The sequence below is a fragment of the Nocardia gipuzkoensis genome (assembly GCF_021183645.1).
Classification (GTDB): Bacteria; Actinomycetota; Actinomycetes; order Mycobacteriales; family Mycobacteriaceae; genus Nocardia; species Nocardia abscessus.
Genome location: NZ_CP089225.1, coordinates 3,976,208 through 4,001,258, shown reverse-complemented (window position 1 = coordinate 4,001,258; position 25,051 = coordinate 3,976,208). Strand labels below are relative to the sequence as shown.

The 25,051-nt window shown below is 69.9% G+C and carries 24 protein-coding genes and 1 tRNA gene; 14 read left to right on the top strand and 11 right to left on the bottom strand.

Going from position 1 to position 25,051, the window contains the following annotated elements:
* Nucleotides 1–199: 199 nt before the first annotated feature.
* The 6 genes from LTT66_RS17740 to LTT66_RS17715 all read left to right on the top strand — a co-directional run bounded on the left by LTT66_RS17740 (nucleotide 200) and on the right by LTT66_RS17715 (nucleotide 4,838).
* Nucleotides 200–270, top strand: a tRNA-Gln gene (locus LTT66_RS17740).
* A gap of 89 nt (nucleotides 271–359) precedes the next feature.
* Nucleotides 360–1,850 (top strand): bifunctional UDP-N-acetylglucosamine diphosphorylase/glucosamine-1-phosphate N-acetyltransferase GlmU, encoded by a 1,491-nt coding sequence (glmU, locus tag LTT66_RS17735; protein ID WP_233068846.1) that lies wholly within the window; start codon nucleotides 360–362, stop codon nucleotides 1,848–1,850.
* A 32-nt stretch (nucleotides 1,851–1,882) separates the two neighbouring features.
* Nucleotides 1,883–2,827, top strand: a complete 945-nt coding sequence (locus tag LTT66_RS17730; protein ID WP_228820597.1) for a ribose-phosphate diphosphokinase — start codon at nucleotides 1,883–1,885, stop codon at nucleotides 2,825–2,827.
* Nucleotides 2,828–2,922: 95 nt separating this feature from the next.
* Nucleotides 2,923–3,183, top strand: coding sequence for a hypothetical protein (locus LTT66_RS17725; protein ID WP_233068844.1), 261 nt, complete (start codon nucleotides 2,923–2,925; stop codon nucleotides 3,181–3,183).
* 102 nt (nucleotides 3,184–3,285) lie between these two features.
* Complete coding sequence (locus LTT66_RS17720; RefSeq protein WP_233068842.1) at nucleotides 3,286–4,140, top strand: DUF4190 domain-containing protein; 855 nt, start codon at nucleotides 3,286–3,288, stop codon at nucleotides 4,138–4,140.
* Nucleotides 4,141–4,190: 50 nt separating this feature from the next.
* Nucleotides 4,191–4,838, top strand: coding sequence for a DUF2461 domain-containing protein (locus tag LTT66_RS17715; protein WP_233068840.1), 648 nt, complete (start codon nucleotides 4,191–4,193; stop codon nucleotides 4,836–4,838).
* 21 nt (nucleotides 4,839–4,859) lie between these two features.
* On the opposite strand, the gene egtD is transcribed toward LTT66_RS17715, so the two are convergent.
* The 4 genes from egtD to egtA form a co-directional block, all read right to left on the bottom strand.
* Nucleotides 4,860–5,831, bottom strand: coding sequence for an L-histidine N(alpha)-methyltransferase (gene egtD / locus LTT66_RS17710; protein ID WP_233068838.1), 972 nt, complete (start codon nucleotides 5,829–5,831; stop codon nucleotides 4,860–4,862).
* A 17-nt stretch (nucleotides 5,832–5,848) separates the two neighbouring features.
* Nucleotides 5,849–6,658, bottom strand: a complete 810-nt coding sequence (gene egtC / locus LTT66_RS17705) for an ergothioneine biosynthesis protein EgtC (RefSeq protein WP_233068836.1) — start codon at nucleotides 6,656–6,658, stop codon at nucleotides 5,849–5,851.
* Between the two features lie 87 nt (nucleotides 6,659–6,745).
* Nucleotides 6,746–8,086 (bottom strand): ergothioneine biosynthesis protein EgtB, encoded by a 1,341-nt coding sequence (gene egtB, locus LTT66_RS17700; protein WP_233069305.1) that lies wholly within the window; start codon nucleotides 8,084–8,086, stop codon nucleotides 6,746–6,748.
* A gap of 136 nt (nucleotides 8,087–8,222) precedes the next feature.
* Nucleotides 8,223–9,569: an ergothioneine biosynthesis glutamate--cysteine ligase EgtA gene (gene egtA, locus LTT66_RS17695; RefSeq protein ID WP_233068834.1), complete on the bottom strand. Its 1,347-nt coding sequence runs from the start codon at nucleotides 9,567–9,569 to the stop codon at nucleotides 8,223–8,225.
* A gap of 176 nt (nucleotides 9,570–9,745) precedes the next feature.
* Between egtA and LTT66_RS17690 the strand changes: the two genes are divergently transcribed.
* On the top strand, nucleotides 9,746–10,936 hold the full coding sequence (locus LTT66_RS17690) for an aminotransferase class V-fold PLP-dependent enzyme (RefSeq protein WP_233068833.1): 1,191 nt from the start codon (nucleotides 9,746–9,748) through the stop codon (nucleotides 10,934–10,936).
* A 33-nt stretch (nucleotides 10,937–10,969) separates the two neighbouring features.
* On the opposite strand, the gene LTT66_RS17685 is transcribed toward LTT66_RS17690, so the two are convergent.
* Nucleotides 10,970–11,530, bottom strand: a complete 561-nt coding sequence (locus tag LTT66_RS17685) for a TetR/AcrR family transcriptional regulator (protein WP_233068832.1) — start codon at nucleotides 11,528–11,530, stop codon at nucleotides 10,970–10,972.
* A 102-nt stretch (nucleotides 11,531–11,632) separates the two neighbouring features.
* Between LTT66_RS17685 and LTT66_RS17680 the strand changes: the two genes are divergently transcribed.
* Both LTT66_RS17680 and LTT66_RS17675 read left to right on the top strand, forming a co-directional pair.
* Nucleotides 11,633–12,304, top strand: a complete 672-nt coding sequence (locus tag LTT66_RS17680) for a lysophospholipid acyltransferase family protein (RefSeq protein WP_233068831.1) — start codon at nucleotides 11,633–11,635, stop codon at nucleotides 12,302–12,304.
* Between the two features lie 97 nt (nucleotides 12,305–12,401).
* On the top strand, nucleotides 12,402–14,054 hold the full coding sequence (locus tag LTT66_RS17675; RefSeq protein WP_233068830.1) for a fatty acyl-AMP ligase: 1,653 nt from the start codon (nucleotides 12,402–12,404) through the stop codon (nucleotides 14,052–14,054).
* A gap of 24 nt (nucleotides 14,055–14,078) precedes the next feature.
* On the opposite strand, the gene pth is transcribed toward LTT66_RS17675, so the two are convergent.
* Entirely contained in the window at nucleotides 14,079–14,666 is a 588-nt protein-coding gene (gene pth, locus LTT66_RS17670) for an aminoacyl-tRNA hydrolase (protein WP_233069303.1), read from the bottom strand.
* Nucleotides 14,659–15,261 carry a 50S ribosomal protein L25/general stress protein Ctc gene (locus tag LTT66_RS17665; RefSeq protein ID WP_233068829.1) on the bottom strand — a complete coding sequence of 201 codons (603 nt, stop codon included), beginning with the start codon at nucleotides 15,259–15,261 and terminating at the stop codon, nucleotides 14,659–14,661. Before LTT66_RS17665 ends, pth begins: the two co-directional genes overlap by 8 nt.
* A 303-nt stretch (nucleotides 15,262–15,564) precedes the next feature.
* Here LTT66_RS17665 and LTT66_RS17660 point away from each other — a divergent pair, with 303 nt between their 5' ends.
* A complete protein-coding gene (locus LTT66_RS17660) occupies nucleotides 15,565–17,208 on the top strand; it encodes a peptide chain release factor 3 (RefSeq protein ID WP_195094975.1) in 1,644 nt (547 codons plus the stop codon).
* A 1-nt stretch (nucleotide 17,209) separates the two neighbouring features.
* Here the strand turns inward: LTT66_RS17660 and LTT66_RS17655 are convergent, their stop codons facing one another.
* The gene (locus LTT66_RS17655; protein WP_181719519.1) at nucleotides 17,210–17,737 is read right to left on the bottom strand and encodes a nuclear transport factor 2 family protein; all 528 of its coding nucleotides are present in this window, start codon (nucleotides 17,735–17,737) and stop codon (nucleotides 17,210–17,212) included.
* 454 nt (nucleotides 17,738–18,191) lie between these two features.
* A complete protein-coding gene (locus LTT66_RS17650; RefSeq protein ID WP_233068828.1) occupies nucleotides 18,192–19,070 on the bottom strand; it encodes an Abi-alpha family protein in 879 nt (292 codons plus the stop codon).
* 192 nt (nucleotides 19,071–19,262) lie between these two features.
* Between LTT66_RS17650 and LTT66_RS17645 the strand changes: the two genes are divergently transcribed.
* Nucleotides 19,263–20,585 carry a hypothetical protein gene (locus LTT66_RS17645; protein ID WP_195067752.1) on the top strand — a complete coding sequence of 441 codons (1,323 nt, stop codon included), beginning with the start codon at nucleotides 19,263–19,265 and terminating at the stop codon, nucleotides 20,583–20,585.
* On the top strand, nucleotides 20,576–21,466 hold the full coding sequence (locus LTT66_RS17640) for an Abi-alpha family protein (protein ID WP_233068827.1): 891 nt from the start codon (nucleotides 20,576–20,578) through the stop codon (nucleotides 21,464–21,466). Before LTT66_RS17645 ends, LTT66_RS17640 begins: the two co-directional genes overlap by 10 nt.
* Here LTT66_RS17640 and LTT66_RS17635 read toward each other — a convergent pair.
* Nucleotides 21,463–22,053 carry a TetR/AcrR family transcriptional regulator gene (locus LTT66_RS17635; protein ID WP_233068825.1) on the bottom strand — a complete coding sequence of 197 codons (591 nt, stop codon included), beginning with the start codon at nucleotides 22,051–22,053 and terminating at the stop codon, nucleotides 21,463–21,465. The two genes, LTT66_RS17640 and LTT66_RS17635, sit on opposite strands and share 4 nt — an antisense overlap.
* Nucleotides 22,054–22,130: 77 nt before the next feature.
* Between LTT66_RS17635 and LTT66_RS17630 the strand changes: the two genes are divergently transcribed.
* Both LTT66_RS17630 and LTT66_RS17625 read left to right on the top strand, forming a co-directional pair.
* Nucleotides 22,131–22,883 (top strand): SDR family oxidoreductase, encoded by a 753-nt coding sequence (locus tag LTT66_RS17630; RefSeq protein WP_233068822.1) that lies wholly within the window; start codon nucleotides 22,131–22,133, stop codon nucleotides 22,881–22,883.
* Between the two features lie 90 nt (nucleotides 22,884–22,973).
* Nucleotides 22,974–23,909, top strand: a complete 936-nt coding sequence (locus LTT66_RS17625) for a 4-(cytidine 5'-diphospho)-2-C-methyl-D-erythritol kinase (RefSeq protein ID WP_233068820.1) — start codon at nucleotides 22,974–22,976, stop codon at nucleotides 23,907–23,909.
* A gap of 137 nt (nucleotides 23,910–24,046) precedes the next feature.
* Here the strand turns inward: LTT66_RS17625 and LTT66_RS17620 are convergent, their stop codons facing one another.
* Nucleotides 24,047–24,895, bottom strand: a complete 849-nt coding sequence (locus LTT66_RS17620) for an LLM class flavin-dependent oxidoreductase (RefSeq protein WP_233068818.1) — start codon at nucleotides 24,893–24,895, stop codon at nucleotides 24,047–24,049.
* Nucleotides 24,896–25,051: the final 156 nt, after the last annotated feature.

Genomic DNA, 25,051 nt, shown 5'->3' with positions numbered 1-25,051 from the left:
ACCCATGTGCGTGCGAGACGGCGTCGCATCGGGGCTCCGACGCAGGACGCCGACGTTCACATACCACTGTTCCAGACAGCTCGGCGACGCGACCGCTCGACCCTCCGCCCAACAATTCGCGGGGAGGCGGGCGAGTATGCGAGGATTCATCTCGTGCCGTGGCACAGCGGCGGGGGTTCGCCAACCGCCGGTGTGACAATCCGCCGTGGTGTAATGGCAGCACATCTGATTTTGGTTCAGAGAGTTCAGGTTCGAGTCCTGGCGGCGGAGCTCGAGAGCACGATGACTATCGTTGGCCCGCACATCGCTGACCAAGCACGACGACGCCCCGCACGAGGACAGGCAGCCGAGGGAGATCCATGCCACAGCAGACCGCCGTCGTCGTTCTCGCAGCCGGTGCCGGGACGCGAATGCGGTCGAAGACCCCCAAGGTGCTGCATTCGCTGGCCGGTCGGACCATGCTCGCGCACGCGCTGCATGCGGCGAACGAGATCGACCCCGCGTACCTCATCACCGTGGTGGGGCACGACCGCGAGCAGGTCGGCGCGGCCGTCACCGCGGTCGCCGACGACCTGGGCCGGGAGATCACCCCGGCGCTGCAGGAACAGCAGCTCGGCACCGGGCACGCGGTGCAGTGCGCGCTGGACGCCCTGCCGGTCGGATTCACCGGCGACGTGCTGGTCACCTCGGCCGACGTGCCGCTGCTGGACGGGCACACCCTGGCCGCGCTGCTCGACGAGCACCGCAGCTACGCCGAACGCCCCGCGGTCACCGTGCTGACCTTCGTACCGGAGGACCCGAACGGCTACGGCCGCATCGTGCGCGACGCCGAGGGCCAGCTGGCCGAGATCGTCGAGCACGCCGACGCCACCCCGGAGCAGACCGCGATCACCGAGGTGAACTCCGGTGTGTACGCGTTCGACGCCGCGGTGCTGCGCACCATGATCAGCAGGCTGTCCACCGCCAACGCCCAGCACGAGCTGTACCTGACCGACGTGCTGCGCCTGGCCCGCGAAGCCGGTCACCCGGTGCACGGCGCACGGCTGGTCGACGCGGCCAAGGTCACCGGCGTCAACGACCGGGTGCAGCTGGCCGCGGCGGCGCGCACGCTCAACCGCTACATCCTGGAGCGCCACATGCGGGCGGGCGTCACGATCATGGATCCCGCCTCCACCTGGGTGGACGCCGGCGTGCGCATCGGAAGGGACGCGGTGCTGCGGCCCGGCGTACAACTGCTCGGCAACACGATCCTCGGCGAGGACGCCGAGGTCGGCCCGGACAGCACGCTCACCGATGTGGTCGTCGGTGACGGCGCGAAGGTGATCCGCACCCACGGCGAGGGCGCGACCATCGGCCCGAAGGCGACCATCGGCCCGTTCAGCTACCTGCGTCCCGGCACCGTCGTGGGCGACGCGGGCAAGCTGGGCGCCTTCGTGGAGACCAAGAACGCCTCGATCGGCGCGCATTCGAAGGTGCCGCACCTCACCTACGTCGGCGACGCCACCATCGGCGAGCACAGCAACATCGGTGCGTCCAGTGTCTTCGTCAACTACGACGGCGTGACCAAGCACCACACCGTCGTCGGCTCGCACGTGCGCACCGGTAGCGACACCATGTTCGTCGCGCCGGTGACGGTGGGTGACGGAGCATATACGGCTGCGGGTACTGTACTGCGCAGAAACGTTCCGCCCGGAGCTCTCGCGGTCTCCGGTGGTCCGCAGAAGAACATCGAGGGCTGGGTGCAGCGTCACCGTCCAGGGACGGACGCGGCCCGCGCGGCGGCGGAAGCCATCGCGGCCAAGGAGATGTCGGGTCAGGCAATAGAGCAAAAGGATGGCAATCAGCAGTGACCGCGTCATGGATCGACAACCAGAAGAACCTCATGCTCTTCTCGGGACGCGCCCATCCTGAGCTGGCCGAGCAGGTCGCCAAGGAACTCGACGTCCACGTGACGCCGCAGATCGCACGAGACTTCGCCAACGGCGAGATCTTCGTCCGGTTCGAGGAGTCGGTCCGCGGCTCCGACGCCTTCGTCCTGCAGAGCTTCCCCGCGCCGCTGAACCAGTGGCTGATGGAGCAGCTCATCATGATCGACGCGCTCAAGCGCGGTTCGGCCAAGCGGATCACCGCGGTGCTGCCCTTCTACCCCTACGCCCGCCAGGACAAGAAGCACCGCGGCCGCGAGCCCATCTCGGCCCGTCTGGTCGCGGACCTGCTGAAGACCGCGGGCGCGGACCGGATCATCACCGTCGACCTGCACACCGACCAGATCCAGGGCTTCTTCGACGGCCCGGTCGACCACATGCACGCCCAGGTGCAGCTGGCGGAGTACATCCGCACCAACTACAGCCTCGAGCACATCACCGTCGTCTCCCCCGATTCGGGCCGCGTGCGCGTCGCCGAGAAGTGGGCCGACTCGCTGGGCGGCTCGCCGCTGGCCTTCATCCACAAGACCCGCGACCCGCTGGTGCCCAACCAGGTGAAGTCCAACCGCGTGGTCGGCGAGGTCGAGGGCCGCACCTGCATCCTGATCGACGACATGATCGACACCGGCGGCACCATCGCGGGCGCGGTCAAGGTGCTCAAGGAGGCCGGCGCCGGTGACGTGGTCATCGCCGCGACCCACGGCGTGCTGAGCCCGCCCGCCGCCGAGCGCCTCACCAGTTGCGGCGCCAAGGAGGTCGTGGTGACCAACACCCTGCCGCTCACCGAGGACAAGAAATTCCCGCAGCTGACCGTGCTGTCCATCGCGCCGCTGCTGGCCCGCACCATCCGCGAGGTCTTCGAAAACGGCTCGGTCACCGGCCTTTTCAACGGCAACGCATAAGAACCACACCCCCGCAGACGGCGGCTCGGACTCCGGTTCGGGCCGCCGTTTTCGTATCCGCGTTAGGCGCGGCGATCGGTGGGGATACTGGGGGTATGAACCGTGACCCGTTGGAAACCGAAATGGGGGATGACGACCAAGAGGACGAGATCCGCGAGTATCAGCGCAACATCGAGGATCCGCCCGACGATCTGCGCATCCGCTACCACGAGGACGAGGACGACGGCAGGCTGGGTATCGGCGACGAGCTGGCCCAGGAGTGGACGCCGAGCGACGGCCGCGCCGGAGACGAGGAGGCCGACGACCGGTCCGCCGAGGTCGCCGCGATCGAGATCGTCGACGATCAGGACCTCTGAGACGCGCTTCCCCCGACGCGCCACGCTGGCGCAATCGGGTACGACGACGCGTTCACCGTGGTAGGCATAGGTTGCTGACCGGGACGATACGAGGAGGGTGCGATGAGCACGCCGAAGGATCCGGAGCACGCAGACGACGAGCAGCGGCCGTCGGAGTCGCCCTCGTTGTCGAAGCAGACCGGGGACACCTCCGGTGAGGAGCCTGCCCAGCCCCTGACCGGTTCCGCTCCGGCCCAGACACCTAGCGCACAACCCACCGGGCACGACCCCGCGGCCGCGCGGCCACCGGAGGGCGAGGCGGTTGCACCGGATCAGTGGTGGCAGCCGACCGGATCGCCGCCCGCCGGACCGCTGGGCGGCCAGTGGGGCGCCGAACCCAGCGGCCAGCCCGCTGAGCCGCAGCCTTGGGGCGCCGACAGCCCGGGTGGCCGGCAGTCCTGGGGCGCCGAACCCGCCGCGCCGGGCACTCCCTTGTCGGGCTCCGCGCCGCAGCCCACCGACGAATCCACACACCGGTTCACGCCGGACGAGCACACGCGATTCGGCTCCGCTGGGCAACCGCCTTCTCCGCCGACCGGGCACTCCGCCGACGCCGAGCAGCTGTACCCGCCGACCGGTCAGCCCGGATACCCGGCGGGCGGGGTGTACGGGTATCCGTCGGGGCAGCAGCCTCCGCAGTACGGCTATCCGTCCTACCCGCAGCAGGGGTACGAGCCCTACGCCACCCAGCCGAAGCAGGCGGGTAGCCAGGTGTACTCGATCATCGGGTTCGTCTGCGCGGTCACCGCCCTGCTGTTCTGCCCGTTCCTGTTCGGCCCGGCCGGGATAATCCTGGGCATAATCGGGCACAACAAGGGCGAATCGCTCGGCAAATGGGCAGCGATCGCGGCGGCCGTCGGGATGGTGATCGGCTTCATCGTGGGATTCGCCGTGTTCGGCGGAGACTTGTCGACGTAGATTCTCGGTATGCGTCTTTTCGGTGGCACCGGCACGACGGGTGCGCGAGCATGACCGGATTCACGGGCTTCCCGCTGGCCGGACCGGACTTCTACGAGGACCTGGAGGCCGACAACTCCAAGGCGTTCTGGACCGCGCACAAGCAGATCTACGACGAGGCGGTGCTCGCGCCCATGAAGGCGCTCGTCGCCGAACTCGAGCCGGACTTCGGGCCGGCCAAGATTTTCCGCCCCTACCGGGACGTGCGGTTCGCCAAGGACAAGTCGCCGTACAAGACCGCGCAGGGCGCCGTGGTGCGGGCCGCGCCGGGCGCGGGCTGGTACGTCCAGATCAACGCCGGTGGCCTGTACGTCGGCGGCGGTTTCTACCAGGGCTCCCCCGACCAGCTCGCGCAACTGCGCGCCACCATCGATGACGACGTGCGCGGACCCGAGCTGGCGGTGATCCTCACGGAGCTCGCCGCCGCGGGCTTCACCATCGGCGGCGAGAAGCTGAAGACCAAACCCAAGGGCTACGACGCCGACCACCCGCGCATCGACCTGCTGCGGCACAAGTCCATCACGTGCGGCAGGGAATTCGGCGCGCCCGCCTGGCTGGAGACGCCCCGGGCGGCGAAGGAGGTCCGCGCCGCGTGGGAGAAGATGCGGCCGCTGGTCGAATGGCTCGCGGCGGTGGTCGGCGGCGTACCCTCGCGGTGACCGCCGCCGACCGGTGCGCGGTCAGCGCCGCTGGGCGAGCACCAGGGCGAAGCGGTCGTCGGAATCGGTCCACACGTGTCCGGTGGCGAAGCCCGCGGCGGCGAGTTCGGCCTCGAGGCCCTCGATCCGGAACTTCGCCGAGATCTCGGTGCGGATCTGTTCGCCGCGGCCGAAGCGCACGGTGAGGTCGAGGTCCGTGACCGTGACGGTCATGTCCTCGCTCGCTTCCAGCCGCATCTCGATCCACTCGCGCGCCGCGTCCCAGACCGCGACGTGCCGGAACTTCTCCGGTGCGAAGTCGGCGTGCAAGCGAGAGTTCAACACGTGCAGGACGTTCCGGTTGAACTCGGCGGTGACACCCGCCGCGTCGTCGTAGGCGGGGACGAGCACCGCCGGGTCGATGACCAGCCCGGCGCCGAGCAGCAGGTGTTCGCCCGGCTCGAGCACGGCGTGGATCCGGGCGAGGAATTCGGCCCGTTCCTCGGGGATCAGGTTGCCGATGGTGCCGCCGAGGAAGGCGATCATCCGGCGTCCCCCGCGCGGCAGGTTGTCCAGTGTGTCGGTGAAGTCGCTGACCACACCGTGCACGGCGAGGCCGGGGAACTCGGCGGCGACCTCATCGGCGGCGGCTCGCAGCGCCGCGGGCGACACGTCCTGCGGGACGTATTTCTTCAGGGGTGCGCGCGCACTGAGCGCGGTGAGCAGCAGGCGCGTCTTGGCCGCCGAGCCCGCGCCGAGTTCGACCAGCACCTCGGCTTGCGCGGCGTCGGCGATCTCGTCGACCACGCGCTCCAGCAGCGCGCGCTCGGTGCGCGTCGGATAGTACTCGGGCAGCTCGGTGATCTGTTCGAACAGTTCGCTGCCCCTGGCGTCGTAGAAGTACTTGGGCGGCAACCATTTCGGGTCGGCGGACAACCCCAGCCGGGCGTCCGAGCGGAGCGCCGCGTCGAGGTCGTCTTCGGTGAGGTGGATGTCCAGCGAGGCTGCGGTCATGGCACGGGCCTTTCGGGTCAGAGGAGGGCGTCGACGGACAGCGCGCCGGGCCGGGCGCTCACCAGGCAGCGATCCGGGATCGACCGCCAACGCGGGTCGTCGTCGAACGGTTCGGAGGACATGAGCGCGAACTCGTCGGTGACCAGCACCGACAACGAGTGGTGGCAGGTGGTCGCCCACAGCTGCGCGCCGTCGGAGAGCAGAAGGTTCAGTCGTGCTTCCGGCGCCCGGTCGAGAATGGCGGACACGAGCAGCCGCAGCGCCGCGGGCGCCGCGGACCACTCGCCGTCCGGCGAGCTGGTCGCCAGCAGATCGCACAGCAGCACCCACAGTGTCGCCGCGTCGGTGGCCGATTCCGCCTCCAGCAGCCGGGCCGGGGTGAACAGATCCTCGGCGCCGAGTTCGGCCGCGATGAGCGCGAACTCGGCGGCTACGCCGGACAGCGTGCGGCGCCAGTCCGGGACCACGCCGTTGTGGCTGAACGCCCAGCGGTCGCGGGTGAACGGCGCGGACGCCGACCGCTCGACCGGCATGCCGACCGTGGCCGAGCGCACCGCGGCGAGCACCGCGGCGGACTCCAGCTGCCCGAGCACCTCGTCCACGGCCGGGTCGGTCCAGATCGGGTCGGCGTTGCGGTAGCGGCTGGCAATGACCGCGTCGTTCTCCGCGACGCGCCACCAGGCGACGCCGAAGCCGTCGGCGTTGATGGTGCCGCCGTGGCGCATATCGCGTGGGGCCCACGCCTGGGTGCGCAGTGAATGGGAGCCGAGGGTCAACATCTCGCCCACCCGCACCGGCGGGCCGACATAACCCAGGTGTCTACACATCGGCGCCCGCCGAGGCCGCCTCCGTGGGGTGCGGCTCGCACACCGCGTCACCGCGGTCCCACCGCCGCCCGGCGGAACGAGCGTCGCTCACTCGCCTTCTCCCGCGCGCAGGTCCCGCGCCAAGCGGAATCCCGCGAAGATCTGGCGGCGAATCGGGTGGTCCCAGTTGCGGAACGTGCTGCGGCAGGCCACCGGATCGGTGCCGAAGGAGCCGCCGCGCAGCACCCGGTAGTCCCCGCCGAAGAACACCTCGGAGTACTCCCGGTACGGGAACGCGCGGAAACCGGGATACGCCTCGAAACCCGAGGCGGTCCACTCCCACACATCACCGATCAGCTGGTGCACGCCCGCCGGAGACGCGCCCGCCGGATAAGCGCCGACCTCCGCCGGTTCCAGATGACGCTGCCCGAGGTTCGCGGTGGCGGCATCGGGATCGGCGTCGCCCCAGGGGAATCGCCGCGACGCGCCGGTGGCCGGGTCGAACCTGGCCGCCTTCTCCCATTCCGCTTCGGTGGGCAGGCGCTTGCCCGCCCAGTTCGCGTACGCCTCGGCCTCGAACCAGCACACGTGCACGACCGGCTGGTGCGGCCGCAGCGGGGTCATCACCCCGAACACCCGCCGCCACCAGCGTCCGGACGGATCGCGCTCCCAGAACTGCGGCGCGACCAAGTCCGCCTCGCTGCGATGTGCCCAACCCCGCTCGGACCAGAGCTCAGGGCGCTGGTAGCCGCCGTCATCGATGAAGGCCAGGTACTGCTCGTTGGTCACCGGCGCGGCGTCGATCGCGAAACCGGACACCACGACCGGATGGGCGGGACGCTCGTTGTCCAGTGCCCACGCCTCGGTCGAAGTGCCCATGGTGAATTCGCCCGCCGGGATGACGACCTCCCCGGTGACCGGGGCCGCCGACGTCGGCGCGGCCGCCGCGGAGAGCACCACCGAGCCGGTGCGCAGCTGATGGGTGGCCAGCATGGTCTCGTCGTGCTGCTGCTCGTGCTGGGCGATCATGCCGAACGCGAAACCACCGTCGACCAGCGGGCGGCCGCGCAAGTCGCTGCGCTCGAGCACATCCCAGACTTTGTCGCGCACGGTGCCGACGTAACCGCGGGCCTGGGCCGGGTCGAGCAACGGCAGCGCGGGCCGGTTCGCGCGGGCGTGCTTGAAGGCGTCGTAGAGTTCGTCGATGTCGGCGCGCACCGGGTCGCGGCCGCCGACGTCGCGCACGAGCCACAGTTCTTCCTGGTTGCCGATGTGTGCGAGGTCCCAGACCAGCGGGCTCATCAGCCGTGAATGCTGGGCCACCAGTTCGGCTTCGTCGACGCAGTCGGTGAGGGTGTGGGTGCGTTGCCTGGCGCGGGTGAGGACCTCGGCGATCCGGTCGCGCAGCTGTTCGGTGCCGGAGTTGCCGGTCAGGGCGGAATGCGAAATGGTCACGGGAAACGTCTCCGGGATTCGTGATGATCGGCGTCGGCGCGGCCGCGGGTCTCGGTGCGGCTGCGGGCGATTCGGCACACGCCGGCCTGGTCGACCGGGGCGCCGGCGGGGAAGCGCGGCTGGTTCCTGGTCACGTGGCGGCTCCCGGAGGCTGCGCGTCGAGGCCGTGCTCGGCGTCCTCCTCGTCCGGGGTGTGACCACGCCGACATCGTTCGGCGGCGGATTCGACGGCGCGGGCGGCCTCGTCGGTCGCGGTGTGCGCGGCCGCGAGCCGCAGCAGCGCGACGGCGGCGGCCCGCAGATCCGGGTCGGCCAATCCGTAGCGGGCGGCGTCGACCCAGCGCCCGGCCAGCGGCGCGGCGATCGCGTTCGCCTCCGCGACCACCGCGGGGCTGGACATGAGCGCGTCGATCACGTGCACCGGGACGGTCCACCCGTCGCCGGGCTGTGCGTCGATGTAGCGGACTTCCAGGTGGCCCGAGGCGCGCACCGGCGGGAACAGCGTGGTCAGGTGATAGTCGAGATCGCCGATATCGGGGCGGCGGCCCACCTCGTCGTCCAGAGCGCCGGACAGCCAGTCGGCGAATGTCGCGCCGGGCGGCGCGAACCATCCCTCCCCGTGGCCGTCACCGGGTGCCGCGGCCCCTTCGGGCCGGCGCACGCACAGCAGCGGCACGTCCAGCGCCCACTTGCCGTACGCGGCCACCGGGTCGGCCCAGTCGAGCACCGGCGGGCGGGTTCGGGTGTTGTCCAGGCGCAGCCAGGCTCGCATGCGCTGGGACGCCCAGGTTCCGGGCGGCGCGCCACGCAGGGCGGGGGAACAGGCGAAGGCGGCCACCAGCGCGGGGCCCACGGCGTACAGTGCGGTCCAGCGTGCGGTGACGTCCGCGTGGTCGGCGCCCGCGTCCACGCTGACCTGGGTGGCCGCGGTATTGCACATCATCAGCTTGCCGAACGGCCCGATGCCGCCGAAGGCTCGTTCCATCGCGCGGTAGCGCGGGAGCTGGAGCACGCGTTTGGGGCGGCGGTCGGCGTCCGCGGCGACCGAAACCGGACGGATGGACCGGGATTCGAGGAGTTCCCGCAACAGGCGGGCATCATCGCGCAGCCGATCACACAGCTGCGCGGCAGCGTCGTAGGGAGCGCTGGAGAGTTCGATCTGACCACCGGGTTCGAGAGTGACCCGGCTGCCCCCCGGCAGAGCGAGCGCCGGTGAATCGGGGGCGATGGACCGTGGTGCGTACGGTCCGAGCGCGTCCGCCAAGGCGGACAGCTGGGGGCGCGGAGCGGCCGCGGGACCGGACGCCGAACACTCACCGTGCACCGTGAGCCACTCCAGTTCGGCGCCGATCAAGGCGGGTGGTCCGAGCTTGAAACACACCCCGCCGATATACGCCTCCGCCGCCGCTCGGGAGGACAGTTCCCCCTGCTCGGTGGCACAACCGGCCGACTCAGGACTTTCGAGCGTGACCGCCATGCCAACCTCCAGTAGGCGTCCGGGACATAGTCCGCTGCTGTTCGGTTGTCGCCGTTCGGCGCGGCGTTATTCCACTCCCCGGCCGAAATCGCATGCGGCGACCCATCCAGCGTAGCCACGCATCCCGACAAGAAACCGACATGAAGCCGAACATTCCACCGGATAAGGTCGGCTGCATGCTGGATGACGATCGCGTACGAGCCGACACGCCCGGGTGCGCATCCGGGCCGGGACCCGGCCCCGTTTTCCTCGACAGCGCCGGATCGTCGCTTCCGCCGCGGGTCGTCACCGACACCGTCGTCGCGCATCTGCGGCGGGAATCGGAGATCGGCGGCTATCGCGCGGCGAACGAGCGGCTCGATGACCTGGCCGCGGTCAAGACCGCGATCGGCGCGCTGATCAACGCCGCGCCGGAGAACATCGCGCTCAGCGACAGCGCCACCCGCTCCTGGGCGGACTTCTTCTACTCGGTCCCGCTCGCCGCGGGCGACCGCATCCTGGTCTCCGAGGCCGACTACGCCAGCAATGCCATCGCCGCCTTGCAGCGCGCCCGCGCCACCGGCGCCACGGTGCAGAAGATCCCCAGTGACGGCAGCGGGCAGATCGATCTCGACGCGCTGGCCGCGCTGGTGGACGAGCGGGTCAAGCTGGTCTCGGTGCTGCACGCGCCGACCAATGGCGGGCTGGTGAACCCGGCCGCCGAGGCGACCAGGATCGCGCATTCGGTCGGCGCGCTGGTGCTGCTGGACGCCTGCCAGTCGGCCGGACAGCTGCCCATCGACGTGGCCGAACTCGGCGTGGACGCGCTGTCGGCGACCGGCCGCAAGTGGCTGCGCGGCCCGCGCGGCACCGGGTTCCTGTACCTGCGGCCGGAATTGGCGCGCTCGATGGAACCCGCGCGCCTTGACCTGCACGGTGCGGAATGGACCGGCCCCGACGATTACCGGCTCGCGCCCGATGCCAGCCGCTTCGAGTTCTGGGAATGCGACGTCGCGGGCCGCCTCGGCTTGGGCGCGGCGGTGCGATACCTGCTGGAGCTGGGTCCGCACGAGGTCTACGCGGCGATCGCGGCGCGCGCCGAACACCTGCGCAAGGCGCTGCCGGAGATTCCCGGCGTGACGGTGCGCGACCTCGGCATCCGGCACAGCGGCATCGTGTCCTTCACCGTCGACGGCGTCGACTCCGTCGAGGTGCGCGACCGGTTGCTGGCGCAGGACATCACGGTCACCGTCAGCCACGCCGGTTCGACCCTGCTGGACATGACCGGGCGCGGTCTGCGGTCGGTCGTGCGCGCCTCGCCACACTGCTTCGTCGGCTTCGACGAACTCGACCGATTCGTCGCCGCGGTGGCAGCACTGCGAGCCTGAGCGGCGGACGAGGAAACCCCACCGGTCAGCGGTTCAGGCCAGGTGCACTTCGAGTGCCCTGGCCACCAGAGCCGCCACATCGACACCCGGTTCGACCAGACGCAAGCTGCGATTGGCCCGCACGGTGGCGATGCCGTGCAGATTGGTCCACAGGGCGAGGGCGCGAGCGCGCGGATCGATCGCGCCGGAGGTCGCCGCCGCACCGACCAGGTCGGCGAAGCGCGCGAACAGCGGCAGGGTGACCGACCGCAGATTCTCGCCGGAGCCCTCCAGCAGGTCGTGCCGGAACATCAGGCTGAACATCTCCGGCCGGTGCCCAGCGAACTCGATGTACTCGGCGCTCATCCGTGCGAGCCGCTCGCGCGCGGACCCGGCGTCCGCCTCGGCGAACCGGCCGGTGAGGTCGGCGAACCCGCGCGCCGCGACGGCGGCCAGCAGTGCGCGGTGGGTCGGGAAGTGCCGCCGCGGCGCACCGTGTGAGACGCCCGCGGCCCGGGTGATCGCCCGCAGTCCCAGTTGCGCCGCACCGACCTCTTCGAGCAGGTCGACGCCGGCGTCGACCAGTCGGTCCCGCAGCGATTCGCTCTCCACCATGCAGGCATTGTCTACGGCCGGGACCGCCACGTCACGCTGACGTAGACACTGTCTACGAAATCGGGTAGACAGTGTCTACGCACTCGTCGCCTGGAGGTTCCCGTGTGGTATCAGCTGTTCAAGTACGTCTTGCTCGGCCCGGCGCTGCGGCTGCTCGGCAGACCCGCAGTTACCGGGCTGGACAACATTCCGCGCACCGGGCCGGTCATCATCGCGGCCAATCACCTCGCCGTGATCGATTCGCTGTATCTCGCGCTGGTCGTCCCGCGACGCGTGACGTTCTTGGCGAAACAGGAGTACTTCACCGGTAAAGGCCCGCGCGGCCGGTTCAACCGGTGGTTCTACTCGGTCTCCGGACAGGTCCCGGTCGATCGGACCGGCGGCAGCGCGGCCGCCGACGCGCTCGCCGCCGCTACCCGCATCCTGGCGGCGGGCGGCGTCTGGGCCGTTCATCCCGAGGGCACCCGATCCCCGGATGGGCGGATCTATCGCGGCCGCACCGGCACCTTGCGGGTCGCCATGGCCACCGGCGCGCCGGTCGTTCCGGTGACGCTCGCGGGCACCGACCGGGTGAACCCGCGCGGCAGCCGTCTGCCGCGCTTCGGCAAGGTGCGCATCGAGTTCGGGGCCCCGCGCCGCTACCCGGCGACCGAGCAGCGCCATCTGGTGCGCGCCGCCACCGACGAGCTGATGCGCGAGATGGCCGCGCGCTCGGGCCGTCACTATGTCGATCGCTACGCGGCTACCTTTCGGACGCCCACGTCCCGGCGCTGACCTGCGCCCCCAGAAAGGGGGTTAACGCGGCAGCGCGATGGCGGGATAGTTGGGGGAGGCCGATTCCCGGCGACAGCTGGTGGTTAGGAGATGAACATTGAGCAGGTTCACCGACGAGATGTATGCCACGGCGCGGACCTCCCAGCGCGGACTGGTGACCGGCGAGCCGAGCGCCCCCTTGCGTCGCACCTGGGCCGAAATCCACCATATCGCTCGACGGATGGCGGGCGGGCTGGCCGAAGCGGGCATCGGTCACGGCGACGCGGTCGGCGTGCTCGCGGGCTTGCCGGTCGACATCGCCCCGGCCTGCCAGGCCGTCTGGATGCGCGGCGCGTCGATCACCATGCTGCACCAGCCGACACCGCGCACCGACCTGGTGGTCTGGGCGCGCGACACCGAGACCGTGCTGACCATGATCGAAGCGCGCGCGGTCGTGCTGGGCGCGCCGTTCGAGGCGGCCGAGCCGCTGCTGCGCGAACGCGGCATCACCGTGGTGCGCATCGACCAGCTGCCCGACGGCCCCGGCATCGATCCGGTGCCCACCGCCGAGGGCGATATCGCCTTGCAGCAGTTGACTTCCGGTTCGACCGGTTCGCCCAAGGCGGTGCGGATCACGCACGAGAACTTCTTCGTCAACGCCCATGCCATGTTCGACCGGGTGAAATTCCAGCTCGACGACGACGTGATGGTCAGCTGGCTGCCCCTGTTCCACGACATGGGCATGGTCGGATTCCTCAGTGTCCCCATGCAATTCGGCGCTGAAGTGGTATGCGTGACGCCGCTGGACTTCCTCACCAGACCGCTGCTGTGGGCCGAGCTGATCAGCAAGTACCGCGGAACCGTCACCGCCGCACCCAATTTCGCCTACTCTCTGCTGGCCAGGCGGCTGCGGCAGGCCGACGACGGCGCGTTCGACCTCAGCAGCGTGCGCTACATGTGGAACGGCGCCGAACCGGTAGACCCGGACACCATGGATGCCTTGGCCGCGGCCGGGAAGCGCTTCGGCCTCAATCCCATGGCGCTCACGCCGGTCTACGGCATGGCCGAGACCACGCTCGCGGTGGCCATCCCGGATCCCGGCCATGGTCAGGTGCTCGACGTGATCGATGCCGATCTGCTCGAGGCGCTCGGCAAGGCGGTGCCCGTGCCGGAGGAGCACGGCCACCCCGCCAACATCCGCCGGTTGCCCACCCTCGGCTACCTGGTCGACCAACTGGAGGGCCGGATCGTCGACAGCGAACGGCAACCGCTGCCGACCCGGTCGGTCGGCGTGATCGAATTGCGCGGTCCCGCCGTAACTTCCGGGTACGTGACGATGGACGGGTTCCAGCCCGCCCAGGACAACGAGGGCTGGCTGGACACCGGCGACATCGGCTACTTCACCGACGAGGGACTGATCGTGGTGTGCGGCCGGATGAAGGACGTCATCATCATGGGCGGCCGCAACATCTACCCCACCGACATCGAGCGCGCGGCGACCAGGGTGGACGGTGTCCGCCCCGGCAACGCGGTGGCGGTGCGGCTGGACGCGGGCCAGAAGCGGGAGAGTTTCGCCGTGGTGGTGGAAAGCGGCAGCCACCAGAACCACGAGGAGGTCAAGCGCATCGAGCGCGAGATCGTGCACGCGGTGTTCGCGGAGGTCGGCGCGCGGCCACGCACCGTCGCCGTGCTCGGGCCGGGCGCACTGCCGAAGACCTCCTCCGGCAAACTGCGCAGGGCCGCGACCGCGATGCATCTGCCCCGGGGCTGATCGTCCCGGCGCGCCGCGCGCGGCTCAGTGCAATTGGTTCTGCGCGGTCTCCAGCCCGACGCGCAGCAGCAGCTCCACCGCGTCGGCGGCCTGCTCGACGATCACCGGGACCTCTTTGCGCTCCGGCGCCGAGAACGGTTTCAGCACGTAGTCGGCCGGGTCCTGGCGGCCCGGCGGGCGGCCGATGCCGATGCGGGTGCGCAGATAGTCCTTGGTGGTCAGTGCGCTGGAGACCGAGCGGAGGCCATTGTGCCCGCCCTCACCGCCACCGCGCTTGAGCCGGATCGCGCCGAACGGCAGGTCGAGTTCGTCGTGCACGACGATCACCTCGGTCGGCGGCACCGAGAAGAACTTCGCCAGCACGGCCACCGGCCTGCCGGACACGTTCATGAAGGATCGCGGCTTGGCGATCAGCACCTGGCGCCCGTCCAGCCGCGCTTGCAGCAGGTCGGCGCCGGACTTCTTGTGCACACCGAAACGGCCGCCGACGCGCTCGGCGAGCACGTCGGCGACCAGGAAACCGACATTGTGCCGGGTGCGCTCGTACTCGGGACCGGGGTTACCCAGTCCGACGACGAGCGCGGGCCCGGCGGACGATTCGGTGCTACTCAGCGCTCTCGCCCTCGGCCTCGGCCGCTGCCTCGCCCTCGGTGGGCTCGGCGGCCGGGGCGGCGATGACGTTGACGATCAGAGTCTCGGCATCGGCGGCCAGGGTGACACCGGCGGGCAGCTCGAGCGCGCCCGCGGTGATCTGGGTGCCCGCCTCGACGCCCTCGACCGAGACCTCGATGGCCTCGGGCAGCTTCATGGCGTCGGCCTCGATGGAGACGGTGGTGGCCTCCTGGGTGACCAGGGTGCCGGGGGCGGCGTCGCCGGTGATGGTCACGTTCACGTCGGCGGTGACCTTCTCGCCGCGCTTGATGATCAGCAGGTCGGCGTGCTCGATGTAGCGGCGAATCGGGTGCACCACAACGGACTTGGTCAGCGCCAGCTGCTTCTTGCCGTCGATGACGAGGTTGAGCACCGCGTTGGTGCCGTGCTCGCGCAGGATGGCGGCGAAAGCCTGGGCGTTGACCGACAGGTGCTGCGGGTCGGACTGGTGGCCGTACAGCACGGCCGGGACGTTGCCCGAACGACGGGTGCGGCGGGCGGCGCCCTTGCCGAACTCGGTGCGTACGGATGCTTCGAGAAGGTTGACGTCGGACATGACTGGATCTACTCCTACGGCTCTTCCGGGCTGGCAATTACACGTCAGGGGTTCGGCACACCTGACGGGGTGGTCTACTCGTCGGGGCGAAGACCGAACGAGGACGGCCGGAAGCCGCGCCGCGTCGATCACGGTGTCGCAAACTTGGTCTGCGGTCACCCTCGCCGAGACAACCCGAACACCATACCCCAGCGCACCAGCGCTCTTTGAATCGGGTGGTCACCCGCGGTTCGGCTCGCGCTCGGGCGCGTCGCGTACGCTGGCGGGGTTGCCGATCGGTCGTCTGCGAAAGGTTGTCTTGCGTTGAGCGCCTCCCCTGAGGGTGTTGTCGCGCCCGCACCCCGCGGGTTACCCGCCGAGGTAGCCCGCCGGCGCACGTTCGCGGTGATCTCCCATCCCGACGCGGGCAAGTCCACGCTCACCGAGGCGCTCGCCCTGCACGCCAGGATGATCTCCGAGGCGGGCGCGATCCACGGCAAGGCCGGGCGCAAGTCCACGGTCTCGGACTGGATGGAGATGGAGAAGGCGCGCGGCATCTCGGTCAGCTCCACCGCGCTGCAGTTCAACTACCGCGCCGCGGGCTCCGACGTCGACCACGTGATCAACCTGGTCGACACTCCCGGCCACTCCGATTTCTCCGAGGACACCTACCGGGTGCTCACCGCCGTCGACGCCGCGGTGATGCTGATCGATGCCGCCAAGGGCCTCGAGCCGCAGACCCTGAAGCTGTTCCAGGTGTGCAGGCACCGCGGCATCCCGGTGATCACCGTGATCAACAAGTGGGACCGGCCCGGTCGGGCGCCGCTGGAGCTGCTCGACGAGATCGATGAGCGGATCGGCCTCACCCCCACCCCGCTGTTCCTGCCGGTCGGCATCGCGGGCGACTTCCGCGGCCTGCTGCGCCGCGGCCCGGACGGCGCCCCGCTGGAATACATCCACTTCACCCGCACCGCGGGCGGGGCGACCATCGCGCCGGAGGAATCGCTCACGCCGGAGGCGGCCGAGGCGCGCGAAGGCGAGCCGTGGAGCACCGCCGCGGAGGAGAGCGAGCTGCTCTCGGCCACCGGTCAGGACCACGATCAGGAACTGTTCCTCGCCGGGCAGACCTCACCGGTCATCTACGCCTCCGCGATGCTGAACTTCGGCGTGCGGCAACTGCTGGAAACGCTGGTCGCGCTCGCTCCCCCGCCGGGGTCGCGGCGTGACGTCGACGGCAAGCCGAGGGAGACCGCCGACCCGTTCAGCGCGGTGGTGTTCAAGGTGCAGGCCGGGATGGACGCCGCCCACCGGGACCGCCTGGCCTTCATGCGGATCGTGTCCGGCGAGTTCGAACGCGGCATGGTGGTCACCCACGCGCAGACCGGGCGGCCGTTCGCCACGAAGTACGCGCTGACCGTGTTCGGCCGCGAACGCGCCACCGTGGACACCGCCTACCCGGGCGACGTCGTCGGCCTGGTGAATGCGACGGCCTTGGCGCCGGGCCACACGCTGTTCGTGGACAAGAAGGTGGAATTCCCGCCGATCCCGTCGTTCGCGCCGGAGCATTTCGCCGTGCTGCGGGCGCGGACCGCGGGCAAGTACAAGCAGTTCCGCAAGGCCGTCGATCAGCTCGACTCCGAGGGTGTGGTGCAGGTGCTGCGCAACGACATCCGGGGCGACGCCTCCCCCGTCCTGGCGGCCGTCGGCCCGATGCAGTTCGAGGTGGTGACCGCGCGCATGCTGACGGAGTTCAACGTCGAGACCACCATGGAACACCTCGGCTACACGCTGGCCCGGCGCACCGATGCCGCGTCGGCGGAGGAACTCGGGCGCCAGCGCGGCGTGGAGGTGTTCACCCGCTCAGACGGTGCGCTGCTCGCGCTGTTCAGCGACAAATGGCGGCTGCAATACATCGAGAAGGAGCACCCGGCGCTCACCTTGGAGCCCCTGGTCGCCACCGCCGACTGAGTCAGCCGGCCTCGGACTCCGGCCGCATCGGCGCAGCGCCGGGGTCGCGCTCGACCGAGGAGATGCCGTCTTCTTTGGCGATCAGGCCCCAGCGGCTGGAGGTCAGGCGCAGGCTGGGCAGGTCGCTGAGCGAGAGCACCACTTCGTAGGTGCGTTCGTAGCCGGTGTGCGAGATCCGCCAGCGGCCGTCGTCGCAGCGGACGTAGCGGTCGGTGTAGAAGGCCGCCCCGCGCAGCAGCATGTTGTGGCCCGGAATGAGGACCGTGTCGGCGAGGTACCAGGTGCCGTCGGCCTTGTCGCCGTCCACATCGATCTCGGGGTGATCGCAGCGGTGCTCGGTGATCACGTGTGGCCCGAGCGTGTTGCGCATGAACGCGATGAACGCCTCGCGCGATTCGAACTGGAGATATTCGCTGTAGGTCGCGGTCGCCTCGGGGATCATGGTGTCCGCGAACTCATCCCATGATTTGGTGTCGAGGGTGCGCAGGTACCGGTACTTCAGCCGGGAGATCGCCGCGACGTCGTCCACCTCCCGCTCCTGGCCGCCACCCGGGCGCGGATCGCCGCGCACCTGGCCGAAGTCGATCGGTCCCGCGTCGAAGCGCAGCCGGCCGCCACCGGCGCGCCGGTCGTCCTGTTCCCGCTCACCGGTGGGCGTCGCCCGCTGGCCGCGCCCCGGCCCCGAACCGCCCGGATCGACGTCCCGCTCTTCCTGCTCCGGTACGCCGGAATCGATGTCCACCCCACCGCGCGCTTGCCGGCCCGGGGGGAATTCCGGGTCGTCGCGCTGCTGACCACCGGAGCCCGTACCCTGGTCACTACGCACTTGCCCAGCGATGCCCAACCCTGGGTCGCCGCGCCCCTGCCCGCCGGTTCGCTGATCCATACCCTCAACAATCCCATCCCGGAGGCCGGATTGGGAGAGTTGTATCAGATTGCTATCACGGCGTAGGGAAACATTCCGGCGAAGATCAACTCGGGCGTCAGGATCCGATCGTGAAGCAGGTGCGGCAGAAGTCCTCGCCGAACTCGGTCAGCCGGAGACTCTTGCGCACGATCTTCGGCGCCCGGCCCGCTTTCTTCAGCGCCGCCTCCACCACGGGCTGCACCTCGAGCACCATGTACCGGCTCAACACCACCGGATCGTCCGAGGTCAGCGTCAGCCCGAGGCGGTTGAGGTTGATCAGATAGGAGCGCGCGCGGTCCGGGTAGCGCACTCCCGCCTGCTCGGGCACCGAGGTGAGATCGCCCTGCACCAGTTCCGAGCCGATCCCCAGCGGGCGGTTGGTGCGCACGTCGACCGACGGTTGCGGGCCGTTGAGCGCCATGAAGCGCAGGATGCGCGCCTCGTCGGGCGCGAGCTCGTCGAGGATGCGGTCGTAGGCCGGGTGCACGTCCTCGGTGAAGTAGACATCGGCGGACCTGGCCAGCAGCGCGTCACCGCGGCGGCGCAGTTCCTCGCTGGTGGCCGAGCGGAAATAGGACCCGACCGGCAGCGTCTGCTGCGAGGCGGGGCCGTTGGAGGTCGGGACATAGCTGACGATCTCCCGGACCGAACCCTCGGTGACGCCGAGCGCGCTGCGGGCGATAGAGCGCAACGCGTTTCCGGTCCGCTCGGCGATCTCGGCCGAGGACTCCCCGTCCAGCGCGGCCTGGGTGATCTCCCTGGTGACCTCGTAGGTCGTGCCGACCGCCCACTGGCTTCCGCGCACGACGGTACCCGCGGCCAGGCCTGCCGCTCGGAACACGCCGCGGATCAGCCGGGCCTCGTTGCTGATCTGCCGCTGTTCGACATCCGAACTGCGCTCGACGGCGCGGGAACCTGGCCTGGCCACGTCCTGTCCGGTCCTGTCGTCTGCCACGTTTTCTCCGATATCGCCGGGGGAACGAATCCGCTCCACAGATTACTTCCCCTTGTGTCGCGGGTCATTCGCACCGCCTGACTCGGACAGTCCGACCGGCACGCGGCGCACAATAGGGTTTCTTTGCCGAGGGGGTGCTAGTTTTGGGTGCCGGTGAGGCGGCGAGCACCGGTGTATCGGCAGGAGGGTGTCGTGTTAGAGAGCGTATTCGGAATCCACCCCACGATCCTCCTCGAGCTCGTGACCATACCGCTTTTCACCGGCGTGATCGGCTACATCACCAACTGGACCGGCGTGCTCATGCTGTTCAAGCCGGTCGCCTTCCACGGCGTGCGAGTTCCCGGTCTGCGCGCACTGTATCCGTTCCTTCCCAAGCGAATTCAAGTTCTTCCCCTGCTGAGCTACGACGGCCGATTCGGCTGGCAGGGCATCGTCCCCTCCCGTGCGGACAAGATGGCCAGCATCGCGGTCGACAAGGGCCTGGCCAAACTGGGCAGCGTCGCCGACTTCTACCGGGAACTGGAGCCGGACAAGCTGGCCGAGCATCTGGCGAGCATCGCCGACGCGCAGATCAAGGACATCGTCGAGGACATCCTGCGCCGCGAACATCCGCAGCTCTGGTACAACCTGCCCGCCCAGGTGCGCGACATGGTGCACGCCCGGGTGCGCCAGCAACTGCCGGAGATCCTGCGCGAGCTGACCGAGGAATTGGGCGCGAATATCGATCAGCTGCTCGACGTGAAGCAGATGGTGATCCGCTACTTCCAGGCCCGGCCGCATCTGCTCAACACGCTGTTCCAGGTGCTCGGCGCGAAGGAACTGCGATTCATGCAGAACTTCGGTTTCTACTTCGGCGCGCCCATGGGCGTGGTGCTGGTCGCCGCCCTGCACTTGACCGGATGGTCCAGCCTCGTCGTACTGCCGCTCGGCGGCGTGATCATCGGCTGGGTGGTCAACTGGATCGGCATCAATATGATCTTCGCGCCCGCCTATCCGAAGTGGTGGGTTCCGTGGCGGCAGGGCCTGCTGATCAAACGCAAGTCCGAAATCACCGACGGCTACGCGGAATTGGTTTCCAGCCAGGTGATCACCGTGGCGAATATCGGTGACGAGTTGCTCAACGGCCCGCGCTCGGACCGCACCATGCAGATGCTGGAGGACACGCTGCGGCCCGCCGCCGACCGAGCCCTCGGCCCGGCGCGTCCCGCCGTCAAGTTCATGCTCGGCAGCCGCGAATACGACTCGTTGCAATCGACGTTCACCAGCGAAGCGATGGCGATCGCTCCGATCGCGTTCGCCGACCCGGAGTTCAACGTCCGCCAGGGCAGGCAGATCAACGAATACATCGCCAGGCAGATGGCGATGTTGTCACCGCCGGACTTCGTCGACATGCTGCGCGCGGCCATCAAGCAGGACGAATGGCTCCTTTTCGTCCATGGCGGCGTGTTGGGGCTGTTCGCCGGATACGCTCATATCCTGATCTTCGGAACGGGAGTGGCGACATCATGGCTGTAGCGGGTCCGGACGGCGGCGATATCGAGGCCGTCGAGCACCTCGACGCGGCGGCGAATGCCGAGCCATCGCAGGAGATCGCCCGGCGGCCGGCTTCGGATATCGCTCCCACCGACGAATTATCCAGACGGGTAACGGTTCCCGTGGCCACCGTGCGTGCCGCGACGGGCGTCGCCCGGGTCGCGTGGACCGCCGTCACCGGGGTGACCTCCTGGGGTGTCGGCACCGCGGTCGGCGTCACCTCGACCGTCGTGCGGCGCAGCATCGAGGGAGCGCCGCCGCGAGAGGTGTTGGCCGAGGCCGAGTCCGAGGTCCGCGACGCGATGCGCAAAGCGCTCGGTCTCCCTGTCGCGGCGGAACCGACCCCGCAGGACGCCGTACCGACGCTGCGTGAGCAGGGCGCCGCGCTGCTGCGATTGTCGGCCAGCCCGCACGGCGAGGACGACAACCACCCGGCCTTCGCGGGCATGCTCGCCGAGCTGACCCCGGACGAGGCGCGCATCCTGCGTTTCCTGCATCTGGACGGGCCGCAGCCCTCGATCGACATCCGCACCGGGCGCCCGCGCGCACTCGGCTCCGAACGCCTCGGCTCGATGCTCACGCTGATCGGCGAGCACGCCGGCCTGCGCTTCCCGAACCGGATCCAGCAGTACCTGACCAACCTGCGCAGGCTCGGCTTGGTCGAGCACGCGCGCGAGCCGGTCGGCAATCCGAACCGGTACCAACTGCTGGAGGCGCAGTCACCGGTGCGGGAGATGCTGAAGCGGTCCGGCTTCGGCACCAAGGTGATCTATCGCAGCGTGGTGCTCACCGGCTTCGGCGCGGACTTCGTGCGCACCTGCCTGCCGGTGGTGGTACAGGACGGACGGGCCTCGGGGCACTAGGTTCCCCACCCGCGCAGCGCGAGTTCGGCCACCTGCTCCAATTCGGCCCGGCTCGCGCCGTCCCGCGCCGCCTGGGACATACCCTGCATCACCGTGCCGACGTAGCGGGCCAGTGTGCGCGCGTCCAGATGGTGCGGCAGGATCCCCGCGTCGATGTCGGCCTGGATGCGTGCGGCGAACGCGTCGATGTTCCGATTGCGCATGTCGCGTAGCAGATCCGCGATCTCGGCGGTGGTGGTGTTGACGCCCGCGGTGTTCACCAGGCAGCCGTGCGGGCAATCCGGCCGGGTGTACTCCGTCGCCGCCTCGCGCAGGATGCGCCGCACGGCCGCGTCGGCAGTGCGCTCCTCGGCGAGCGCCCGCGCGACGAATCCGCCGTAGCGCGCGCCGAAACTCGCGACAACCTCGGCGAACAACGTCTTCTTGTCGCCGAACGCCGCGTACAGGCTGGGCGCGCCGATACCCATCGCCGCGGTCAGGTCACCGATCGACGTGGCCTCGTACCCGCGCTCCCAGAACAGCCACATCGCCTTGTCCAGCGCCGCGCCCCGGTCGAAGGATCGGGGCCGCCCGCGGGTCGTGGTCATGGCCGCAATTTTATAGCGCCCACTAGAGAATGTGCTAACTTCCTTTCTGTAGTGACCGCTAGAGAAAGGGGCCCGCGATGGGCGCACTGACGGGCAAGACGGCATTGGTGACCGGAAGCAGCCGCGGCATCGGCCGGGCGATAGCCGAACGGCTGGGGCGCGACGGCGCGCGCGTCGCGGTTCACTACAACGCCGACGAGCAGGCGGCGAAGGCCACCGTCGCCGCGATCGAGGCAGCGGGCGGCGCGGCGTTCGCGATCCGCGCCGAACTGGGCGTGCCGGGTGATGCCGAGGCGCTGTGGGCGGCCTTCGACGCGCATGCCGACGGACTGGACATCCTGGTGAACAACGCGGGCACCGATGGCATCCGGGAGCCGATCGCCGGGACCGACGAGGCGGCGTTCGACCGCGTCTTCGCGATCAACGCGAAGGCGCCCTTCTTCGTCACCCGCCTCGGCCTGGACCGGTTGCGCACCGGCGGCCGGATCGTCAACATCTCCACCGGGCTGACCCACGGCGCGTACATGCCGCAGCTGATCGCGTACACCATGACCAAGGCCGCGATCGACAGTTTCACCAGCGTGCTCGCCAAAGAGGTCGGCGCACGCGGCATCACCGTGAACGCGGTGGCGCCGGGCATCATCGACACCGATATGAACGCCGGCTGGCTGCGCAACGCCGAGACACAGGCCGCGGTGGCGGCGATGTCACCGCTCAACCGCGTGGGTCAGGCCGCGGACGTGGCCGATGTGGTCGGGTTCCTCGCCTCCGACGAGTCGCGGTGGGTGACCGGGCAGTGGATCGACGCTACCGGCGGCGGGCTGCTCTGACGCGCCGGAAATGCTCCGCCCGCGCCCGCTGCTGTTCGGCGCCGGCTACGGACCGGCGTCGCCCGGCGACTCCGATTAGGCTTGTGCACCGTGCTGTCAGTAGTGCCGAGTCCCGTGACCGTGCGGGCGCCGTCGAAGGTGAACCTCCATCTCGGAGTGGGCGACCTACGTGCCGACGGCTACCACGACCTGACCACGGTGTTCCAAGCACTGTCCCTGAGCGACGATCTGGAGATCGCCCCGTCGGGTTCGCTGGCCGTGCGGGTCACCGGAGAGGGCGCCGCGGAAGTGCCGACCGACCGGACGAACCTGGTATGGAAGGCGGCGGTCCGGCTCGCACACCTGGGCGGCCGCGCCCCCCTGGTGGAGATCGCCATAGCCAAAGGCATTCCGGTGGCGGGGGGCATGGCGGGCGGCAGCGCCGACGCCGCCGCCGCGCTGGTCGGGTTGAACGAGCTGTGGGACCTGAGCTTGTCCAGGGAGGAACTCGGCGCGGTGGCCGCCGAACTCGGCAGCGACGTGCCGTTCGCGCTGCACGGCGGCACCGCGCTCGGCACCGGTCGCGGCGAGCGCCTGCTGCCGGTGCTGTCGCGCAATACGTTTCACTGGGTGCTCGCCTTCGCCAAGGGCGGCCTGTCCACGCCCGCGGTGTTCGCCGAACTCGACCGGTTGCGCGAGCACGGCGACCCGCCTCGGCTCGGCGAGCCGCAGCAGCTGATGCAGGCGCTGGCCTCCGGGGACCCGCGGCAGCTCGCGCCCCTGCTCGGCAACGATCTCCAGGCGGCGGCGGTGTCGCTGAAGCCGGAGCTGCGCCGCACGTTGCGGGCGGGCGTGACCGCGGGCGCGCTGGCCGGGCTGGTGTCCGGCTCCGGGCCCACGTGCGCGTTCCTCTGCGAGAGCGAGGAATCGGCGATCTCGGTGGCCGCCGAACTCGCAGGCGCCGGCGTGTGCCGCAGCGTGCGGACGGCCAGCGGGCCCGTGCCGGGTGCGCGCATCCTCAGCGGCGACCAGGCCGGGAAGCACTGACCGCCGCGCACGAGCGCGACGGCTTGCGGGGGCCGACAGCACCGCGGTAGTCGAGCAGGGGCGCGGGCCCTCCGCCACCGATCGCGGTCTGCTCACCGCTCGGACATCGAACCCGCGCACCCGGTCTACGGCGTTGCTCAGGAAAGCACGTCGGCGAGCCGGTCGACCTGATCGGCATCGCGGCCGTAGCAGTAGAACATCACCTCGTCCACGCCGAGATCGGCGAATTCGGCGACGGTCGTGCGGATCTGCGCGGGGGTACTGAGCATTCCGGCGAGAATGCCTTCGGTGTAGCCGCTGAACGCGTAGTAGGCGCCCATCGATGCGCGGGCGTCCTCGATCACCTCGTCGGGGCCGAGGGCCACATTGACCTGGGCAACGATTCTCGGCGCACCCGATCGGCCGTTGTCCGTCCAGGAACGGCGCACGGTGTCGAAAAGCTTGCCCGCCCAAGACGGCGGGGCGGCGGCGAGGAACCCTCCGCCGCAGCGGCCGACGCGTTCGAGTGCGGCGGGCTGGAAGCCGCCGAAGAGGATTTCGGGTCCTTCCGGGCGCAGCGGCGCGGGGCCGATCGGCCCGCACTCGTCGCTGAAGGGCTGCCCGGACCACAGGCGGCGCATGAGCGCGATTTGCTCGTCGAGGCGGCGGCCCCGGGTACGCAGCTCGGTGCCCGAGGCGAGATGGTCGTCGGCGCGGCCGCCGACGCCGAGGCCGAGCACCAGGCGGCCGCCGGACATGCGGTCCAGCGTGGCGACCTGCTTGGCGAGCAGCACCGGGTCGCGCAGCGGCGCGAGCAGCACTTCGGTCTGGACCTTGACGCGAGAGGTCGCCCCGGCGAGCGTGGCCAGCGCGATGAGCGGTTCGGGATTGTCGTAGACCAGCCGGTCCAGCAGGCCGAGCGTGCGGAACGGGCCCGCGTCGGCGCGCCGGGCCCAGTCGAGCAGGGCGGCGGGATCGGAAATGGGCAGGCCGAGGCCGACGTGCATGGGGAATCCTCCAGAGGACAAGCGAATGGGAACGGTGGCCGCCCGCCGACACCTCGTTACGAGGCGGGCGTCCCACTCTGCGGCTGTACTTCTGGGGAGCGCCGATTCGGTTTCATCGAACGAACAGTGTTCGTTCGACCCGAATCTAAACGAACA

Coding starts and splice junctions, on each gene's coding strand:
- glmU (WP_233068846.1), top strand. CDS start 360: ATGCCACAGCAGACCGCCGTCGTCGTTCTCGCAGCCGGTGCCGGGACG.
- LTT66_RS17730 (WP_228820597.1), top strand. CDS start 1,883: ATGCTCTTCTCGGGACGCGCCCATCCTGAGCTGGCCGAGCAGGTCGCC.
- LTT66_RS17725 (WP_233068844.1), top strand. CDS start 2,923: ATGAACCGTGACCCGTTGGAAACCGAAATGGGGGATGACGACCAAGAG.
- LTT66_RS17720 (WP_233068842.1), top strand. CDS start 3,286: ATGAGCACGCCGAAGGATCCGGAGCACGCAGACGACGAGCAGCGGCCG.
- LTT66_RS17715 (WP_233068840.1), top strand. CDS start 4,191: ATGACCGGATTCACGGGCTTCCCGCTGGCCGGACCGGACTTCTACGAG.
- egtD (WP_233068838.1), bottom strand. CDS start 5,831: ATGACCGCAGCCTCGCTGGACATCCACCTCACCGAAGACGACCTCGAC.
- egtC (WP_233068836.1), bottom strand. CDS start 6,658: ATGTGTAGACACCTGGGTTATGTCGGCCCGCCGGTGCGGGTGGGCGAG.
- egtA (WP_233068834.1), bottom strand. CDS start 9,569: ATGGCGGTCACGCTCGAAAGTCCTGAGTCGGCCGGTTGTGCCACCGAG.
- LTT66_RS17690 (WP_233068833.1), top strand. CDS start 9,746: ATGCTGGATGACGATCGCGTACGAGCCGACACGCCCGGGTGCGCATCC.
- LTT66_RS17685 (WP_233068832.1), bottom strand. CDS start 11,530: ATGGTGGAGAGCGAATCGCTGCGGGACCGACTGGTCGACGCCGGCGTC.
- LTT66_RS17665 (WP_233068829.1), bottom strand. CDS start 15,261: ATGTCCGACGTCAACCTTCTCGAAGCATCCGTACGCACCGAGTTCGGC.
- LTT66_RS17640 (WP_233068827.1), top strand. CDS start 20,576: ATGGCTGTAGCGGGTCCGGACGGCGGCGATATCGAGGCCGTCGAGCAC.
- LTT66_RS17635 (WP_233068825.1), bottom strand. CDS start 22,053: ATGACCACGACCCGCGGGCGGCCCCGATCCTTCGACCGGGGCGCGGCG.
- LTT66_RS17630 (WP_233068822.1), top strand. CDS start 22,131: ATGGGCGCACTGACGGGCAAGACGGCATTGGTGACCGGAAGCAGCCGC.
- LTT66_RS17620 (WP_233068818.1), bottom strand. CDS start 24,895: ATGCACGTCGGCCTCGGCCTGCCCATTTCCGATCCCGCCGCCCTGCTC.